Below are 18,054 nucleotides of genomic sequence, written 5' to 3' on the forward strand. Positions count from 1 at the left end.
TTTCCACGGGTTGTCCACACAGTTATCCACAGGCTGGGGATAATTACACCGGTGTAATTGTCCACAGTGTTAATAAGGGTGTTAATAACTTTTGACCCGGGATTTTTGGCGGAATCGACGTTAAACGCACAGTCACCCGAGACCACGGCACAACGCCGGGTGTCGGGTGACAGTGAAGAGAAGCTGGTTAGCGCCAGCGCGTCGTCATCAGGAAGCCGATGAAGGCGATTCCGAAACCGACGACGATGTTCCAGGACTCGAGGGCTGCGATCGGCAGGGCGCCCTGGCTGACGTAGAACACGATGATCCAGATGAGGCCGACCAGCATGAAGCCGAACATCACCGGCTTGAACCAGACCGGGTTCGGGGCCTGCTCGCCGGATCGCTGCGCGCTCGTGGGCGTTTGGGTGCTCTTCGTCTTCTCGCGTGCCATAGGCATGATTCTACCCGTAAAGGTACGACGCTGCAGAGCCGCCGGTCAGATCACGAAACGGACGAGGCTGAGTGCAACCAGAACCACAGAAAGGGCGACAATGAGGGCAATCTGAAGCCCCTTCTGTCGCGGGCCACGGGTTGAGGCAAAGATCAGTCCGACCAGCGCGCCGCCGATGAGTCCGCCGACATGCGCCTGCCAGGCAACGTTGGTTCCGGGGATGAACCCGATGACGAGGTTGATCCCGACGAGAACCAGGAGACCGTTCATGTTTCCGCCCAGCTTGCGCTGAATGACGAGGAACGCACCCATCAGGCCGAAGATTGCACCGGATGCGCCCACGACAGCTTGGTTGGGCACAGAGAGAAACAGCACTCCGAGAGATCCCGCGAAAGCCGAGATCAGGTACAGCGTAAGGAAGCGTGCCCGTCCGAGCATAGGCTCGAGCGCCTGGCCGAACAACCAGAGCGAGTACATGTTGAGACCGACATGGAGGATGAAGTTCTGCGAGTGCACAAGTGCCGTCGTCAGCATCCGCCAGGGTTCAAAGGCGAGCGGAGATGAATAGACGCCAGCGTACAGCAGTCGTTCGGTGATTCCGAGGCCGGGGATCAGCTGGAGCAGGAACACGAGCGCCGTCACCGCGAGGATGGCGTATGTCACCACCGGCTTGTCGTTCGACCTGCGGACGAACCCGGCGCGACCTCGAGTACGCGGAGCGCTCTTACGCTGCTCGTTCATGCACTCGGGGCAGATGACCCCGACGGCGCCGGGAGTCTGACACTCGCCGCACACCGTTCGCCCGCACCGCTGGCAGAGCACGAAGCTCTGGCGGTCAGGATGCCGGTAGCAATAGTTGTTGCCTCGCACCGGCGGAGCAGAATTCGAGGTCATCGAGCGACCGGAGTCGTGCGGGTCTTAGGCGTCGGTAACCGTGACGCTCTCGATGACGATGTCGTCGAGAGGACGGTCCCGAGCGTCGCGCGGAACCTCGGCAAGCTTGTCGACGACCTTGCGGCTCGCCTCATCTTCGACGGCACCGAAGATGGTGTGCTTGCCCTGGAGCCAGCTGGTTGCACCAACGGTGATGAAGAACTGCGAACCGTTCGTGCCCTTGCCACCGATGGTTCCGGCGTTTGCCATGGCGAGCATGTACGGCTCGTTGAAGTTGAGTTCCGGGTTGATCTCATCGTCGAACTTGTAGCCGGGGCCACCGGTTCCGTTGCCGAGCGGGTCGCCGCCCTGGATCATGAATCCCGGGATGATGCGGTGGAAGATCACACCGTTGTAGAGCGGTGTGCCCTTCCTGGACTCACCGGTCTTTTCATCGGTCCAGTCAATCTCACCGGTCGCGAGGCCAACGAAGTTCTTAACCGTCTTGGGGGCGTGGTCACCGAAGAGGTTGACCTTGATATCTCCGTAGTTGGTGTGAAGGGTGGCGACAGCGGTGTGCTTTGACATGCCCCAATTCTTACACATCCACTGAGCCTGTCAGGTGGCGTTCAGGCCATTCGGTGGCAAGATGGAGTCCTGTCGCGTACGAACGAGATAAATGGAGGTCAGCGGTGAGCCTGTCACGCAAGCGTAAGAAGGAACTCAAGCGGCTCAAGGGGGACGCCAACGATCTGTGGCGCTCACAGCAGGAGATCCTTGACCACGCCAACCACGTCGCCCGCGAAGCGTCGAGGCAACTGGCTGCATACGGTCGTGAGCAGGTAGTGCCGACCGTGGTGAACACCTACGAACACCGCGTTCAGCCCGTCGTCGACCGCGGGTACGCGGCATCACGCGGAATCGTCGATACCGCCAAGCACGGCCTGGACAAGGCTGTCCTGCCGGCAATCGGTGGGGTCGTTGGTTCTGTGCTGTCGATCAGCGACATCGCCAAGGACACTCGCGTCCGTTCCGCACTGGAGCGGCTGCAGAAGGCCACGGCGCCTGCTCCGAAGAAGAAGACCACGAGCGCCGGCAACGTCATCGCCGTTGGTGTTGGCGTTCTGGCCGCTGCGGGTGTCGCATACGCCGTCTGGCAGACATTCCGTGCGGACGATGAACTCTGGGTCGCCGACGAAGAGCCGGCTCTGCCCAACCTCTAACGTCTTCGTCAACACTGGCCGGTCCCCCTGGGGCCGGCCATTGTTGCGTTAACCCCTGTCGCATTGCCAACGCATGGGTGACAATGGCGGCCACGCCGAGTTCATTGAGGGAGTCAGAATGCCGACCACGGAATTGACCGAAGACCAATCCATGCAGTTGGTGGCAGGTGCGCTGGTGGGCAGGATTGTGACAGCGGTCGGGAGCGTGGCCAGCATCCACCCGGTATCGCACACGGTGATCGACGGCTCGATTTACTTCCGCACCATCCCCGGCGACAAGCTTGCCGCCCTCACGGTGAATGCCGCCGTGCTCTTCGAAGTCGATGAGATCGGGGCTGGATCGGCCTGGAGCGTCATCATCCATGGCCGCGCCCGGAGAATCGATGACGAGCCCGGAGAACTCGCGAGGATTGCCCCTCAGCTTCGTGACCCCTTCATCCGCGGCAGGAGGGAAGCGGTTGTCCAGATCATTCCCGAGTCCATCAGCGGTCTCCGGTTCGAACCGACCGAGGATGATGACGACGAGATAGTGATCGAACCGACCGACTAGCTCCGGCCGGTCCCCTGGGCCCCGGTCTGCGGCTGTCGAAGCAACTCGAGGGCAACAGCCACGAGTCCGACTGTGTCCAGCTCGCCGAGGCTGGCGAGCGGAAACCATTCCGCCCGATCGGTGGAACCGCCGATCTCGTAGGCGAGCTCTCCACCGGTCACATGGGCCGTGTACACCACCCTGAGCGCGTGGAGGGGCACCCCCGCCGTTGGATCGGAACGCTGCTCTGCCGGGACGAGGAGTGAGTCCACACCGAGTAGCCGATCAAGTTCGGCGGTGTACCCCGTCTCTTCGCGAATTTCCCGCACAGCGGCATCCGCAGGATCCTCGCCGGGATGTATGCCCCCGCCAGGCAGCGTCCACCCACTGCGCCCGGACGCATTCCAGTGCGCCAGCAGGATGTCGCCGTCTCGAATAATCACGCCATACGCGGCGACCCGGATGTCCATCGCCCCAATCTACACAGCGCGGTTTTCGGGGAGCTGTTCGCAATCTTCGAATACTCACAATTAATTGTGAATAACTCACAGGACGTTAACGCCCGGCGATCTGCGAATCTATCCACAGGTGTGGATAGTGCTGTGGATAACTACACGCGCGTAATTCGGCTCCGCCTTTGGCGGATTTACGTGGTTTTCGAAGCTTAATTCGAGACGGCGGGATGCCATCCAGTGACGGCGGCCCTGTGTGCGACTCAGGGCCTCGAACGGTCGGCGCCGATGAAGGCGTCACCGTGCGGTTGCAGACGGCGAGAGAAGCCGTCAGCGCCCGTGTGGCAGCACGGCAGCCACCGCGGGAGCAACCCCTGTCGTCCACGCAAGCGGAGGAGCCATCCCGGGCGCCGAGCAGTTGATGGCGGCAGCGCGATGAAAACAGAAATGCCCCGGCACGTGGCCGGGGCATTTTCGTGTTGTGTTGTGGAGCCTAGGGGAATCGAACCCCTGACCTCCTGCTTGCAAAGCAGGCGCTCTACCAATTGAGCTAAGGCCCCGATTAGGGAGAAAACTTGTGAAAATTGTCTCCCGAGTGGGGATACCAGGACTTGAACCTGGGACCTCTTCGTTATCAGCGAAGCGCTCTAACCGCCTGAGCTATATCCCCGTTTGGGCAGGTTCGAGACTACCCGAGATCTGCCGATTTCTATAATCGAGTGGCTTGCCACCCGATTCTGGACGTTTAGTTGTTGGTGAAGCCGACGAGAAGGCCGCCGGTGATCTTCACGCTGAGGTTGTACAGCGCTGCGCAGAGCGCACCGAGTGCGGTCACAACGATGAGATCGAGGATGGCAACGACCACGGCGAAGCCCATGACCCGGCCGAGGTTGAAGATGGCCGTGAGGTCATCGCCAACGCCAGCGACGTCTTTGTACAGTCCGTTGATGTTCGCGAAGATCCCCGTGGTGTCAAGAACCGTGTACACGAGGAAGAACAGCACGATGGTGATGATTGCCAGGGCAATCGCGACGAGGAACGACAGTTTGACCGCCGACCAGAAGTCGATATAGACGAGCTTTAGTCGCACCTGCTTTGTTGTGGTGCGTTTCGTCGACTTCTTCGCGAGTTTCTCGGCAACGCTACTCATGCTTACTCTTTCTGCTCCGACTCGCCCTCGGCAGCTGCGGATTCCGCGTCCACCTCGGCGACAAGATTACGGTCACTGTTCCTGGCCAGGGCGATGATGCGGTCGTCGTCTGCGAATCGTGCAAATACGACACCCATCGTGTCCCTGCCCTTGGCCGGAACTTCGGCCACGGCAGACCTTACCACCTTGCCGCTCGCAAGAACCACAAGCACCTCGTCGTCCTCGCCGACGATCAAAGCCCCGGCGAGATCGCCGCGATCTTCGTTGTACTTGGCGACCTTGATGCCGAGTCCGCCGCGGTTTTGCAGTCGGTACTGCTCGATCGCGGTGCGCTTTGCATAGCCGCCCTCCGTCGCAATGAAGACGAAGGCATCCGAATCCGGATCCGAAGGAAGAACGGATGCCGACAGCAGTTCGTCGTCGTCACGGAAGTGCATTCCGATCACACCGGAGGTCGAGCGTCCCATCGGGCGCAACGCCTCGTCACTCGCTGTGAAGCGAATGGACATACCGCGGCGGGACACCAGGAAGATGTCGCTGTCATCTTCAACCAGAAGCGCGTCGACGAGCTCGTCGCCCTCACGCAGGTTGATCGCGATGATGCCGCCCGTGCGGTTGGTGTCGTACTCGCTCAGCGCCGTCTTCTTGACGAGGCCGTTTCGCGTGGCCAGGACGAGGTATTTCGCTGCCTCGTAGTCCCGGATGTCGAGAATCTCGGCGATCTCCTCGTCGGGCTGCATGGCGAGGAGGTTGGCGACGTGCTGGCCCTTGGCGTCGCGGCCGGCCTCCTGCACCTCGTAGGCCTTTGCCCGGTAGACCCGACCCTTGTTCGTGAAGAACAGGAGCCAGTGGTGGGTCGTTGTGACGAAGAAGTGGTCGACGACGTCATCCGCACGCAGCTGGGCGCCCTTGACTCCCTTGCCACCACGGTGCTGCTGGCGGTAGTTGTCGCTGCGGGTCCGCTTGATGTAGCCGCCACGGGTGACGGAAATGACCATCTCTTCCTCGGGAATGAGGTCTTCGATACTCATGTCGCCGTCGTAGCCAAACATGATCTCTGTGCGGCGGTCGTCGCCGTACTTGTCGACGATCTCTGTCAGCTCTTCGCTCACGATGCTGCGCTGGCGCTCGGGGTCGGCCAGGATCGCCTTGAACTCGGTGATCTGGAGCTCGATCTCGTCGTGCTCGTCGATGATCTTCTGGCGCTCGAGGGCAGCGAGTCGACGCAACTGCATGTCGAGGATCGCGCGGGCCTGGAGTTCATCGATGTCGAGCAGGTCCATCAGGCCGTCACGGGCATCCTCAACCGTCTTCGACCGGCGGATGAGCGCGATGACCTCGTCGAGAGCGTCGAGAGCCTTGAGATAACCACGCAGGATGTGCGCGCGCTCTTCGGCCTTGGCCAGGCGGTGCTTGGTCCGACGCACAATGACGTCGATCTGGTGCGCGGTCCAGGCGGTGATGAATCCATCGATGGCGAGGGTGCGCGGGATGCCGTCAACGATCGCCAGCATGTTGGCGCCGAAGTTCTCCTGAAGCTGCGTGTGCTTGTAGAGGTTATTGAGCACGACCTTGGCAACGGCGTCGCGCTTGAGCACGATGACGAGACGCTGTCCGGTGCGGCCGGAGGTTTCGTCGCGGATGTCGGCGATGCCGGAGATCTTGCCGTCCTTGACCATGTCGGCGATCTTGATCGCCAGGTTGTCGGGGTTGACCTGATACGGCAGTTCGGTGACGACGAGGCAGGTACGACCCTGGATCTCCTCAACACTGACAACGGCGCGCATCGTGATCGAGCCACGGCCGGTGCTGTAGGCATCGTGGATGCCCTTGGTGCCGAGAATCTGGGCTCCGGTCGGGAAGTCGGGGCCCTTGATGCGCTGCATGAGCGCTTCGAGGAGCTCTTCGCGGGATGCCTCGGGGTTGGCGAGGTGCCACAGCGCACCGGCCGAAACCTCGCGGAGGTTGTGCGGCGGGATGTTCGTGGCCATACCGACGGCGATACCGACGGATCCGTTGACCAGGAGGTTGGGGAAACGCGCCGGCAGAACAGCGGGTTCCTGGGTTCGACCGTCGTAGTTGTCCTGGAAATTGACGGTGTCTTCGTCGATGTCCCGAACCATCTCCATGGCGAGCGGGGCCATCTTGGTCTCGGTGTATCGGGGAGCCGCGGCGCCGTCGTTACCGGGAGAACCGAAGTTTCCCTGGCCGAGCGCGAGCGGGTAGCGGAGGCTCCACGGCTGAACCAGGCGGACCAGGGCGTCGTAGATGGCGGAGTCACCGTGGGGGTGGAACTGCCCCATCACGTCACCGACGACACGAGCGCACTTCGAGAATGCCTTATCGGGCCGGTATCCACCGTCATACATCGCGTAGATCACGCGACGGTGCACGGGCTTCATGCCGTCGCGAACCTCGGGAAGCGCGCGACCGACGATGACGCTCATCGCGTAGTCGAGGTATGAGCGCTGCATCTCGAGCTGAAGGTCGACCTGATCGATGCGACCGTGCACACCGTGGTCGATGGGTACAACAGCGGCCGTGGTCTCCGCAGCAGTCTCGTCGCTGTTGTTGGTTTCGTCTGCCATCAGTCTTCTCTACTTGTCAGTCGGCGTTTCTCGGCTCATCCGGCGTCGGATGCTTCTCGGGCGTGGCCCGATCAGATGTCGAGGAAGCGCACATCCTTGGCGTTCTTCTGGATGAAGTTACGGCGGGACTCAACGTCTTCGCCCATGAGTGTCGAAAAAATCTCGTCGGCCGCGGCAGCGTCGTCGAGGTTGACCTGCATCAGTGTGCGGGTCTCGGGAGCCATCGTCGTTTCCCACAGCTCCTTGTAGTCCATCTCACCGAGACCCTTGTAACGCTGGATGCCGTTGTCCTTCGGAATCCGGCGGCCGGCGGCGGCTCCAGCGGCGAGTCGAGCGTCGCGCTCGTCGTCGCTGTAGACGTATTCGTGCGCAGCGTTCGACCACTTGAGCTTGAACAGTGGCGGCTGCGCGAGATAGACGTAACCGGAGTCGATCAGGGGACGCATGTATCGGAACAGAAGGGTCAGCAGCAGCGTGGTGATGTGCTGTCCGTCGACGTCGGCATCCGCCATCAAAACAATCTTGTGATAGCGAGCCTTTTCCGGGTTGAAGTCCTCACCGATGCCGGCACCGAATGCCGTGATCATCGCCTGGACCTCAGCGTTGCCGAGTGCGCGGTCAAGCCGCGCCTTCTCGACGTTGAGGATCTTGCCCCGAAGCGGCAGGATCGCCTGGGTCTCGGGGTTTCGGCCCTGCACAGCGGAACCGCCTGCCGAGTCACCCTCGACGATGAAGATCTCGGAGAGCGAAGGATCCTTTGACTGGCAGTCCTTGAGCTTGCCCGGCATTCCGCCACCCTCGAGGAGTCCCTTGCGGCGTGCGGTTTCGCGGGCCTTGCGTGCGGCCATCCGGGCGGTCGCTGCCTGGAACGCCTTACGGATGATCTCTTTCGCCTGGGCGGGGTTGCGCCCGAACCAGTCACCGAGCTGGTCGCCGACGACCTTCTGAACGAAGGCCTTGGCCTCGGTGTTTCCCAGCTTGGTCTTGGTCTGGCCCTCGAACTGCGGTTCGGCGAGTTTGACCGAGATGACGGCGGTCAGGCCCTCGCGAACATCGTCACCGGAGAGATTGTCGTCCTTCTCCTTGAGCAGGCCTTTTTCCCTGGCGTACTTGTTGACGAGAGTCGTCAGCGCCGCGCGGAAGCCTTCTTCGTGGGTTCCACCCTCGTGGGTGTTGATGGTGTTTGCGTAGGTGTGGACGCTCTCCGTGTATGCGGTCGTCCACTGCATCGCCACTTCGAGCGCAATCTTGCGGTTGTCGTCTTCGGTCTCGAACGAGATGATCTCGTCGTTGACGAGCTCAGCCTTGCGGGCGTGGTTGAGGTACTCGACGTAGTCGACAAGGCCACGCTCATAGAGGAAGACGTTCGACTGGTGCACGAGCTCGGGAGCAGCGCCGTCGACGGCGGGAGCCTCGACCAGGTGGTCGTCACGCTCATCGGTCAGAGCGATCCGAAGACCCTTGTTGAGGAACGCCATCTGCTGGAAGCGCATCTTGAGCGTGTCGTAATCGAACTCGGTCGTCTCGAAGATCTCGGCGCTCGGCCAGAACGTGATCGTCGTGCCCGTCTCGTCGGAGTCCTCGTCCTGGGACAGTGGCGCATCAGCAACACCGTCGTGGAATGTGGCACGCCACACCGACCCCTGCCTGCGAACCTCGACATCGAGTCGCGTGGAAAGAGCGTTCACCACCGAGCTGCCGACACCGTGAAGTCCACCGGAAACGGCGTAACCGCCGCCGCCGAACTTTCCGCCGGCGTGCAGGATGGTCAGAACAACCTCGACGGTCGACTTTCCCTCCGCGGGGTGAATGTCGACGGGGATGCCGCGGCCATTGTCCGTAACCCGGACGGCACCGTCCTTGAGAATGGTGACCTCGATGTTGTCGCAGTATCCTGCGAGGGCCTCATCGACAGCGTTATCGACGATCTCATACACGAGGTGATGCAATCCGCGGGGACCGGTTGAACCGATGTACATTCCGGGGCGCTTGCGTACGGCTTCGAGACCTTCGAGAACCTGAATCTGGCTTGCACCGTAGCTACTGTTGTCCACGGACCTGTCCGGTTCTGATGACATATGAAATTAGGCTCCAAACCGTGTTCTAACTCGACATGTCATTCTATCAAGAAGAACAGTGGTTCGGGGCAGAATCGCCTGTCTGAGCCGCTTTTATCAGCCAGTCCACCTGTTTTGACTGCCTAACCGTAGGTATCGCGCACGCCACGCCCCTGAACCGATCTGGGGCCGCGTTTGAAGCTTGGAACGTTGGGGCCTAGAAAACGGATGCTCTCGATGCCGGCTTGCGGGTACCGAACGGCGATGTGCGTCATGATCTCGACCCGCATAATCCGCAACTGCGTTGCCCACGCGGTCGACTCGCACTGCACGGTCAGGACACCGTTGTCGATTCCGACGGGGGTGGAGTGATTGGCCGTTTCTTCACCGGCGAGCGACGTCCAGTTGGCGACGAGTTCGGACTGAGCGAGGGGCGAATCCCAGCCGAGCTGGCTGGTAAGCGCCCCAACGATGTCGCCGAGCCCCTTCGGATCGCGCCCGGCACCGAATGGAACGCTCTCAGCGGCATCCGTTCGGCTCTTTCGCTTGGAGCGGGCGTAGTGCTTGTGGCCACCGAACAGCTCTTTGAACCGCACGTAAACCCGCGCTGCTTCGGCCCCTTTGTCGGAACCTGGCGTCGCATCAGACCCTCGCGTCACATCAGACACTGTCGCGCTCGCTCTCGGTCGCACTGATAACGGGACTGTCAATAATCCGTCCCGCCTCGATATGAACGGTATGGGCAGCGAGCTCCGCGGGCACGTCGTCGAGAACGGCGGCGGTGATGAGAACCTGTTCGAAGGTCGAGACCGCCGACGCGAGGCGAGCACGCCTGTGTGAATCGAGTTCGGCGAACACGTCGTCGAGGATGAGCACCGGATCTCCGAGGCTGGAATCACGACGGAGCAGTTCAGCGGATGCCAGCTTCAGGGCGAGAGCGAACGACCAGGATTCGCCGTGGCTGGCATAACCCTTCACCGGGAGTGAATTGAGTTCGAAGAGAATGTCATCCCGGTGCGGGCCGACCAGTGTGAGACCGCGCTCGACCTCACTCTTCCTCCGGGAGGCGAGGGCAGAGCGGAAAAGATCTGCCGTGGACAAATCACCTGGCTCGGCACGGGTTTCGGTCGCTGCCGCGCCGGTTTCCTCGGCATCGACACCGTTGATGGAGAGCAGTGGGGTCAGCGATGGGCCGTGGTCGTCACCGACAACCGAGGCATAAGCATCCCGGATCGGCTGGGACAGGGCTTCGACCAGACGCACCCGTTCGTCGATGATTTCGGAGCCGAAAACCACGAGGCGGTCATCCCAGATCTCGAGGGTCGTCAGCTGGTTCGCTTTCAGCCCCGAAGATCGCGCCGATTTGAGCAGGGAGTTGCGCTGTTTGAGTGTGCGCTCATAATCGCTCATCACGCCGGCGAGCCGGGGGGTGTGCAGCACGAGCAGTTGGTCGATGAACCGTCGCCTGGCTGACGGATCTCCGCGCACGATGCCGAGGTCTTCCGGGGCAAAGAGCACACTCGAGAAGTAACGGGGCAGTTCCCGCGGTTTGATCTGGCTTCGGTTGACCTGCGCGCGGTTGGCGCCGCTGCGATTGATCTGCACTTCCGCGAGGAGGTCACGACCGTTGTGCTGCAGGCGAGCCCTGATCACCGCGGCATCGGCGCCCGCGCGAATCAAAGCCTGATCGGTGGAAACCCGGTGCGATCCGAGTGTTGACAGGTACCCGAGAGCCTCGACGAGGTTCGTCTTCCCCTGGCCGTTTCGGCCGACGAAGAGGTTTGCCCCCGGTGCGAACGCCACGTCAGCTACCGCGTAGTTGCGGTATTCGCTGAGGTTGAGGTGGGTAACGATCACTGAGACAGGCTACCTGTGAACCACTGACGCGACTATTCGTCGCTCTTCTTCACGGCGTGACCGCCGAACTGGTTGCGGAGAGCGGCAACCGCCTTCATGGCCGGTGAATCGTCCTGCCTCGAGACGAAGCGGGCGAAGATCGATGCGGAAATTGTGGGAACCGGAACCGCATTGGCCACCGCTTCTTCGATGGTCCACCTGCCCTCGCCCGAATCTTCCACATAGCCCTCGATTTCGGAGAGATCATCGTCTTCGTCCAGTGCACGGACGAGAAGCTCAAGCAGCCAGGACCGGACAACTGTGCCGCGCTGCCATGCTTTGAACGTGCCCGGAACATCCCGAATGATGTCCTCACGCTTCTCGAGCAGCTCAAATCCCTCGGCGTATGCCTGCATGAGGGCGTACTCGATGCCGTTGTGGACCATCTTGGCGTAGTGGCCGGCACCGACTTCGCCGACGTGAACGAAGCCCTCTTCGCGAGGACCTTCGGGGCGAAGCGCATCGAAAACGGGCATTACCCGTTCAACCTGGGCCGCAGATCCGCCGACCATCAGGCCATAACCGTTCTCGAGACCCCACACTCCGCCGGAGACGCCCGCGTCGATGTAGTCGATTCCGTTGCCGGCGAGAAGTTCTGCGTGCTTGAAGTCTTCGGTGAAACGGCTGTTTCCGCCGTCGATCACGAGGTCGCCCTCGCCGAGCAGGTTATTGAGTTCGCCGATGACATCGTCCGTGATTTTTCCGGCGGGAACCATGACCCACACCGTGCGTGGTGACGGCAGCGCGGCCACCAGCTCGTCAACCGTCGCAACGTCCGTGACATCCGGATTGCGGTCGAAACCTGTTACTTCGATACCGGCGGCGCGCAACCGCGTGCGCATGTTGCCGCCCATCTTGCCGAGTCCGATGAGACCGATGTGCATGGTCAGCCCTTTCGTGAGGCGGGATGTCGCGGATTACGCGGCCAGGTCTGCTGTCGGTGTCTACCGGAGGAGGAGGTTGGGCTGGAGGAGGTACTTGAAGCTGTCAGCGCCCGGCTGGTCCTTGGACGACTGGCTCGTGATGAGCATCGGACCCGGCTTGTTCGTGTTCTCGCTCTTCGTGAAGGAGAATCGCACGAATTCGCTGCGAACGGCGGTCAGACCGTCGATGAGGAACTGTGGCTTGAGGCTGAGAACGATGTCATCGCCGGTCAGCAGAGCGTCGAGCGATTCGGATGCCTGGGCGTGCTCGGAGCCCACGGCTTCCATCGTGAGTCCATCGATCGTGAAGGTGAACCGAAGTGCTGCCTCGCGTTCGAGAACCAGGGAGACACGACGAACAGCTTCGATCAGTTCGCCCGTGTTGATCACCGCGTAGTTGTCGGTGTTGTCGGGGAAAAGACGCCGGACCGGGGGAAAGGATCCCTTGATCAGGAGCGACGTCACTGTCTTGTTGTCCGCGGTGAATGCGATGAGTTCCCGGTCGTCCTTGGCGGTGAATGACACCGAAATCGTCGCGGAGTGGCCGAAGGTCTTGCCGACCTCCTGCAGAGTTTTCGCCGGCACCAGTGCGGTGAGGCCTTCAGGGTTCGTGTTCTCGCCGTTGTCCCAGTCGATTTCACGGACAGCGACGCGATAGCGGTCGGTGGCGACCAGGCCGAGGCGGTTGTCGGTGACCTGGAGCTGGACACCGGTGATGACCGGCGTCACGTCGTCCCGCGAAGCGGCAACCGCGACCTGTGCGACCGCTGCGGCGAAGTCTTCGCCCGGTACCAGGCCGGTCTGACCGCTGATCTGGGGAATGCTCGGATATTCCTCGACCGGCATGGAGAGGAGCGTGAAGTTGGCGGAGCCGCAGCTGACCACGATGCGGTTCTCGTTTGTCGAAAAGACCACTGGTGCGTTGGGAAGCCGGCTTGCAATGTCGGCGAGAAGTCGGCCGGAAACCAGGACGGTCCCCGGCTCTTCGACCTGGGCGTTGATCTCGGTCTGGGCTGAAACCTCATAGTCGAAGCTTGAAAGCACAAGTCCTGTGTCGGTTGCTTCGATGAGCACACCGCTGAGGATCGGCAGAGTGGTTCGTTGGGGCAGAAGCTTCACGGCGAACGAAACCGCTTCGCTGAAGACATCGCGATTGACGCTAAACCGCACGGTGGATCCCCTGTCATTTCAAGGTACGAGTGGATCACCATGTTAGCCGGGTCTGAGAGAGCACGTCACACCCTCGTTGGGGCGAGGCTCGTCTCGCCAAAAGGTTATTGGCGGATTAAAAGTTTAAGAATTCTTTAATGGTCTTAACCGTTGTGGAAACTGTGGATAACTTTCTCGATGCGAGTAAATCAAAGGGAACCACACGGTTGTTACTTGTTGGCGCGTTGTGGAGTTGAGCAGGACAGAGATCCTTGCCGTTACTGGCATGTAGGCCGGTTGTGCACATTAAGAGCGGGTTCACTCACAGGCTCAGGCGAGTTATTCGAATTTCTTCCACAGGGTTATCCACACTGTGTAAGACTGCGACATCCTGTGGACTTTAACCGCGCCTGAGCACCGCTTTAACGGTTGAAGCGGTGGCCCTGCTTGATGCGACTGGTCAGTTCTGTGACCTGGTTGTAAATCGAGCGACGTTCCTGCATGAGGTCGGAAATCTTCTTATTCGCGTACATCACAGTGGTGTGATCGCGGTTTCCGAAGAGCTGGCCGATCTTGGGAAGCGAGAGATTCGTCAGTTCGCGGCACAGGTACATCGCGATTTGCCTCGACGTGGCGATCGCCTGTGACCGGCTGGATCCATAGAGGTCGTCGACGCTCAGCTTGAAGTAGGCGGCCACGATGTTGATGATGTCCACCGGCGAGATGACGTTGTCGTCGTCGAGGGTGATCAGGTCCTTGAGAACCGTCTGCACGAGGTTCATGTCGACGGGCGTACGGTTCAGGCTCGCGAATGCCGTCACCCGAATCAGGGTTCCTTCGAGTTCACGGATGTTGGATGAGACCTTGGACGCGATGAATTCGAGTACCTCGTCAGGAATTTGAAGCTTTTCGCTCTGCGCCTTCTTTCGGAGGATGGCGATGCGCGTCTCGAGGTCCGGAACCTGGACGTCGGTGATGAGGCCCCACTCGAAGCGCGACCGCATGCGGTCTTCGAACCCCGTGAGCGCCTTCGGAGGAAGGTCGCTCGTGATGGCGACCTGTTTGTTGTGGTCGTGCAGGGTGTTGAAGGTGTGGAAGAACGCTTCCTGCGTTTCGGCCTTGCCCTGGAGAAACTGGATGTCATCGATCAGCAGGATGTCGATGTCGCGATATCTCGACTGAAAGACGGAGCCCCTGTTGTTCGCGATCGAGTTGATGAAGTCGTTGGTGAATTCCTCGCTCGATACATAGCGAACGCGGATGCCCGGATACAGGCTCATCGCGTAGTGACCGATGGCGTGGAGGAGGTGGGTTTTACCGAGTCCTGAGTCGCCATAGATAAAGAGCGGGTTGTACGCCTTGGCGGGAGCTTCAGCGACAGCGACGGCCGCGGCGTGGGAGAACCTGTTGGATTGACCGATCACGAAGTTGTCGAAGGAGTACTTCGAGTTCAGCCGGGTGTCGTTCTGTCGCGCAGGAAGTGCTGTGTCGTGCATGGCCGGAGCTGTCGGACTCGGCAGGTAATTAGGTTGTTGCTGCTGCACGGGCGCCTGGGGAAGAGGTTCGTACTCTTCATCGATGATCTCCGGATTCACGACCACCGCGAATGTTGATGCGCCGTGAGTTTCCTGCAGCGTGCCGATGGCGTTGAGGAGCGGTGCCCGCATCCGCATGTTGAGCTGGCCTGCGGTGAACTCGTTGGGAACCTCAAGATAGAAGGTCCCCGCCATGATGCCCTTGGGAACCACCAGGTTGAGGAACCCGTGGAGTGGGGGCGTGATTCGCTCGTCTGTAGCAAGTACATCGAGCACGGTCTGCCACGTTTGCGTGATGGACTCTTGCTCGTTTGACATGATTCCCTTACGAAGTTATTCACAGAGTTATCCACCGGACGTGCCAAAACGCGCGGATCTGTGGGGAACCGCATCGGTTGGGCTGGGGATAACTATTCCCTCACGGTAACGAATCAGCGTGAAAGGCCCAAATTTACAGCACAAAATGGCCCGCGTGTCAGAGAGTCCCGCCTGTGGAAACTGTGGATAATTGTTCTTTTGCGCTTCGCCGGTTTGACCACAGGAGTCGCAGGACGTAGGTTTAATCAGTTGACTTCTGCCCTCGGGCACCCAATTCTCCCTGCGTGCGATCAGCTGCAGCGGAAATTCCAAACGTGGAGTGAGAAATTATGAGCAAGAGAACTTTCCAGCCGAACAACCGTCGTCGCGCCAAGGTGCACGGTTTCCGTCTGCGCATGCGTACCCGTGCCGGCCGCGCCATTCTCGGCGCCCGTCGCCGCAAGGGCCGTACCGAGCTCTCCGCCTAGTCCAACCGCTTCTCCCCTGTTGTCATCGTGCTCGCCCAAGCGCAACGCATAACGAGCGCGGATGACTACAGACGGGTAGTCCGCAGGGGTCGACGTGCTGTGAGCGCGAACTGCGTCACGTACCAACTGATGAACCCGAACGGCGGTACTCCGCGGTTCGGGTTCATTGTTGCAAAAACTGTAGGAAACGCGGTGGTTCGCAATCGCACTCGTCGCAGGTTGAAGGCAATTGCGCACGACCTTGCACCGGAGCTGCCGGAGGGCGCAGAGTTTGTCTTCCGCGCGCTCCCGCCAGCTGCGACCAGCGACTTTTCCGGTTTGAAAGCGGAGATCCAGCACAGTACGGCGAAGCTGGTGGCGCGATCATGACCGGTGTGGCTGTCGACGAGTCCAATGTTTCGGGCCTGGCCCACGGCATCCTGTTGCTGCCGCGTAATGCTGCTGTCGCTGCATTGATCGCTTACCGCACAGTCATTTCACCGCTTTATGGGGAAGTCTGCAGGTACTATCCCTCTTGTTCGGCCTACGCGATGCACGCCATACAGCAGCACGGCGTGACGGTCGGTTCCGGGCTTGCCGCTCTGCGGATCGCCCGGTGCCATCCCTGGGCCGCAGGTGGCGTCGATGATGCACCACTGAAAAAGAACTTCCGATACTCCGTGACCTCGCGTGGTTTCGTTGTAACAGCCAGCCACCGAAAGGGCTAACCCCGCATGGATCTCCTGTCGATCATCCTCTGGCCGCTGAAGTGGGTAGTGGAACTCATCCTTGTGGGCTGGCACTCGCTGTTCGCCTTCCTGGGGATGGCGCCGGAAGACGGCCTCACGTGGGTTCTCTCGATTGTCGGCCTGACGGTTGTTGTTCGTGCGGCGTTGATCCCGCTGTTCGTCAAGCAGATCAAGAACCAGCGACGGATGATGGAAGTCGCCCCCAAGCTGAAGAAGATCCAGGACAAGTACAAGGGAAAGAAAGACCAGTTCAGTCGCGAGGCTATGAGCCGCGAGACGATGGAGCTGTACAAGAAGACCGGTACGAACCCGCTCGGGTCATGTCTCCCGCTGCTCGTTCAGATGCCCATCTTCTTTGCGCTGTTCTCGGTACTGAACGACTCACAGACCGGTAAATCCGGTGTCGGGCCCCTGAACGAGGCGCTGTCTGAGGAGTTCGGCTCCTCGTCGCTGTTCGACTTCGCGCCGCTGCACATGAGCTTCTCCTCGGCAATGAATGCTCCTGGTGGCCCGGAAGTCGGCGTGATGATTGTCGCGGCGATCATGGTCGTCCTGATGACGGCATCCCAGTTCATCACCCAGCTGCAGATCGTGTCGAAGAACATCTCGGAAGAGACCAAGGCGAGCCCGATGTTCAAGCAGCAGCGGATCCTGCTGTACATCCTGCCGTTCGTCTTCCTGTTCTCCGGCTTCGCGTTCCCGCTCGGTGTCATGTTCTACTGGCTGGTCTCGAACTTCTGGACCATGGTGCAGCAGTTCATCATCATCAGGCAGATGCCGATGCCAGGCACCGAAGCCGCCAAGGAGCGCGAAGAGCGCCTCGCTCGCAAGGGAAAGCTGAAGCCGTCCGAGTCCGGTGATGGTGACACCCTGGTCATCGAAGAGAAGCGACCGGCGCAGCGTCAGCAGCCCATGGGCAAGAACCGGGCGAAGAAGGTTGCGGCCAAGCCAGGCGCGGCCGGAGCGAAGCCAGCTAATCCCGCGAAGTCCGGCAATCCTGCCAAGGCAGCAGGGGCAACACCCCAGGCCCAGGTGCCACCGAAGGCCCAGGCTTCGCCGGCCAAATCAGCGGGTTCCGTGGACCCGGCATCCGGAAATCAGTCCCCCAAGAACAACGGAAAGTAGTCCGATGAGCGACGTTATTCACGACCCGGCAGAGCTCGAGGTTGCACGGAACGACTCCCCAACGGCATCGCAGCTCGAGGAAGAGGGCGACGTTGCGGCTGATTACATCGAGGAATTTCTCGACATCGCTGACCTCGACGGCGACATCGACATCGACGTTCGCAATGGGCGGGCGTATGTCGCAGTGACCGCGAGCGAAGGCAGCAACATCCGTTCCCTGTCGAAGCCTGACGTGGTCAGCGCCCTGCAGGAGCTGACCCGCCTCGCCGTACAGAGCAAGACCGGACAGTTCTCGCGCCTCATCCTTGACATCGGTGGCTCTCGCGATGCGCGTCAGGCGGAACTTACCGTTCTGGTCGACAGTGCCATTGCCCAGATCGAGGCCGGTGCAGGTTCCGCGGCTCTTCCCCCGATGTCGAGCTATGAGCGCAAACTCGTGCACGATGTGGTCTCCGAGCGGGGCTTCACGTCCAACTCCCACGGTGAAGGTCGCGACCGGCACACGGTGATCACCCGCGCCTGAGAGTGAGTCCATGTCGGGCTTGCGGCACCACACGGGTCGGCTGGTCGTCGATGAGCGGACCGTCGCGCGGCACGATACGCGCCGG

General features: G+C 60.8%; 18 protein-coding genes, 2 tRNA genes and 1 pseudogene. 7 read left to right on the forward strand and 14 right to left on the reverse strand.

Annotated elements, in window-relative coordinates:
• Positions 1–187 precede the first annotated feature (187 nt).
• The 3 genes from AC1C2N_RS05665 to AC1C2N_RS05675 are packed head-to-tail and all read right to left on the reverse strand — an operon-like array spanning position 188 to position 1,894.
• On the reverse strand, positions 188–433 hold the full coding sequence (locus AC1C2N_RS05665; RefSeq protein ID WP_108389788.1) for a cell division protein CrgA: 246 nt from the start codon (positions 431–433) through the stop codon (positions 188–190).
• A gap of 45 nt (positions 434–478) precedes the next feature.
• Positions 479–1,327, reverse strand: coding sequence for a rhomboid family intramembrane serine protease (locus AC1C2N_RS05670; protein ID WP_495433212.1), 849 nt, complete (start codon positions 1,325–1,327; stop codon positions 479–481).
• A gap of 24 nt (positions 1,328–1,351) precedes the next feature.
• A complete protein-coding gene (locus AC1C2N_RS05675) occupies positions 1,352–1,894 on the reverse strand; it encodes a peptidylprolyl isomerase (protein ID WP_483406538.1) in 543 nt (180 codons plus the stop codon).
• Positions 1,895–1,998: 104 nt separating this feature from the next.
• On the opposite strand from AC1C2N_RS05675, the gene AC1C2N_RS05680 reads away from it, so the two are divergent.
• Both AC1C2N_RS05680 and AC1C2N_RS05685 read left to right on the forward strand, forming a co-directional pair.
• A complete protein-coding gene (locus tag AC1C2N_RS05680) occupies positions 1,999–2,529 on the forward strand; it encodes a DNA helicase (protein ID WP_483406537.1) in 531 nt (176 codons plus the stop codon).
• A gap of 118 nt (positions 2,530–2,647) precedes the next feature.
• A complete protein-coding gene (locus tag AC1C2N_RS05685) occupies positions 2,648–3,079 on the forward strand; it encodes a pyridoxamine 5'-phosphate oxidase family protein (protein ID WP_483406536.1) in 432 nt (143 codons plus the stop codon).
• On the opposite strand, the gene AC1C2N_RS05690 is transcribed toward AC1C2N_RS05685, so the two are convergent.
• From AC1C2N_RS05690 to dnaA, 11 genes are all read right to left on the reverse strand, one after another.
• A complete protein-coding gene (locus AC1C2N_RS05690; protein WP_495433214.1) occupies positions 3,076–3,528 on the reverse strand; it encodes an NUDIX hydrolase in 453 nt (150 codons plus the stop codon). The two genes, AC1C2N_RS05685 and AC1C2N_RS05690, sit on opposite strands and share 4 nt — an antisense overlap.
• Positions 3,529–3,997: 469 nt before the next feature.
• Positions 3,998–4,070, reverse strand: a tRNA-Ala gene (locus AC1C2N_RS05695).
• Between the two features lie 36 nt (positions 4,071–4,106).
• Positions 4,107–4,180 (reverse strand) — tRNA-Ile (locus tag AC1C2N_RS05700).
• A 75-nt stretch (positions 4,181–4,255) separates the two neighbouring features.
• Positions 4,256–4,660 carry a DUF3566 domain-containing protein gene (locus tag AC1C2N_RS05705; RefSeq protein WP_483406534.1) on the reverse strand — a complete coding sequence of 135 codons (405 nt, stop codon included), beginning with the start codon at positions 4,658–4,660 and terminating at the stop codon, positions 4,256–4,258.
• A 2-nt stretch (positions 4,661–4,662) separates the two neighbouring features.
• Positions 4,663–7,248, reverse strand: a complete 2,586-nt coding sequence (gene gyrA, locus AC1C2N_RS05710; RefSeq protein WP_495433215.1) for a DNA gyrase subunit A — start codon at positions 7,246–7,248, stop codon at positions 4,663–4,665.
• A gap of 71 nt (positions 7,249–7,319) precedes the next feature.
• Positions 7,320–9,326 (reverse strand): DNA topoisomerase (ATP-hydrolyzing) subunit B, encoded by a 2,007-nt coding sequence (gyrB, locus tag AC1C2N_RS05715; RefSeq protein ID WP_108389780.1) that lies wholly within the window; start codon positions 9,324–9,326, stop codon positions 7,320–7,322.
• 122 nt (positions 9,327–9,448) lie between these two features.
• Positions 9,449–9,964: a DciA family protein gene (locus tag AC1C2N_RS05720; protein ID WP_483406532.1), complete on the reverse strand. Its 516-nt coding sequence runs from the start codon at positions 9,962–9,964 to the stop codon at positions 9,449–9,451.
• 1 nt (position 9,965) lies between these two features.
• Positions 9,966–11,162 (reverse strand): DNA replication/repair protein RecF, encoded by a 1,197-nt coding sequence (gene recF / locus AC1C2N_RS05725; protein ID WP_495433216.1) that lies wholly within the window; start codon positions 11,160–11,162, stop codon positions 9,966–9,968.
• A 32-nt stretch (positions 11,163–11,194) separates the two neighbouring features.
• Complete coding sequence (gene gnd, locus AC1C2N_RS05730) at positions 11,195–12,085, reverse strand: phosphogluconate dehydrogenase (NAD(+)-dependent, decarboxylating) (RefSeq protein ID WP_495433217.1); 891 nt, start codon at positions 12,083–12,085, stop codon at positions 11,195–11,197.
• 60 nt (positions 12,086–12,145) lie between these two features.
• Complete coding sequence (gene dnaN / locus AC1C2N_RS05735) at positions 12,146–13,294, reverse strand: DNA polymerase III subunit beta (protein WP_483406529.1); 1,149 nt, start codon at positions 13,292–13,294, stop codon at positions 12,146–12,148.
• 401 nt (positions 13,295–13,695) lie between these two features.
• Positions 13,696–15,126: a chromosomal replication initiator protein DnaA gene (gene dnaA / locus AC1C2N_RS05740; RefSeq protein ID WP_495433218.1), complete on the reverse strand. Its 1,431-nt coding sequence runs from the start codon at positions 15,124–15,126 to the stop codon at positions 13,696–13,698.
• Between the two features lie 329 nt (positions 15,127–15,455).
• Here dnaA and rpmH point away from each other — a divergent pair, with 329 nt between their 5' ends.
• From rpmH to AC1C2N_RS05765, 5 genes and pseudogenes are all read left to right on the forward strand, one after another.
• Positions 15,456–15,593, forward strand: a complete 138-nt coding sequence (rpmH, locus tag AC1C2N_RS05745) for a 50S ribosomal protein L34 (RefSeq protein ID WP_010204566.1) — start codon at positions 15,456–15,458, stop codon at positions 15,591–15,593.
• Positions 15,594–15,620: 27 nt separating this feature from the next.
• Positions 15,621–15,962: a ribonuclease P protein component gene (gene rnpA, locus AC1C2N_RS05750; protein WP_495433220.1), complete on the forward strand. Its 342-nt coding sequence runs from the start codon at positions 15,621–15,623 to the stop codon at positions 15,960–15,962.
• Positions 15,959–16,300 carry a membrane protein insertion efficiency factor YidD gene (gene yidD / locus AC1C2N_RS05755; protein ID WP_495433221.1) on the forward strand — a complete coding sequence of 114 codons (342 nt, stop codon included), beginning with the start codon at positions 15,959–15,961 and terminating at the stop codon, positions 16,298–16,300. Before rnpA ends, yidD begins: the two co-directional genes overlap by 4 nt.
• Positions 16,301–16,306: 6 nt before the next feature.
• Positions 16,307–17,263: pseudogene (yidC, locus tag AC1C2N_RS05760) on the forward strand (membrane protein insertase YidC); the annotation flags it as partial.
• Positions 17,264–17,450: 187 nt separating this feature from the next.
• The gene (locus AC1C2N_RS05765; RefSeq protein ID WP_495433222.1) at positions 17,451–17,969 is read left to right on the forward strand and encodes a Jag family protein; all 519 of its coding nucleotides are present in this window, start codon (positions 17,451–17,453) and stop codon (positions 17,967–17,969) included.
• Positions 17,970–18,054: the final 85 nt, after the last annotated feature.

It is taken from the genome of Mycetocola sp. Y791 (assembly GCF_059445325.1).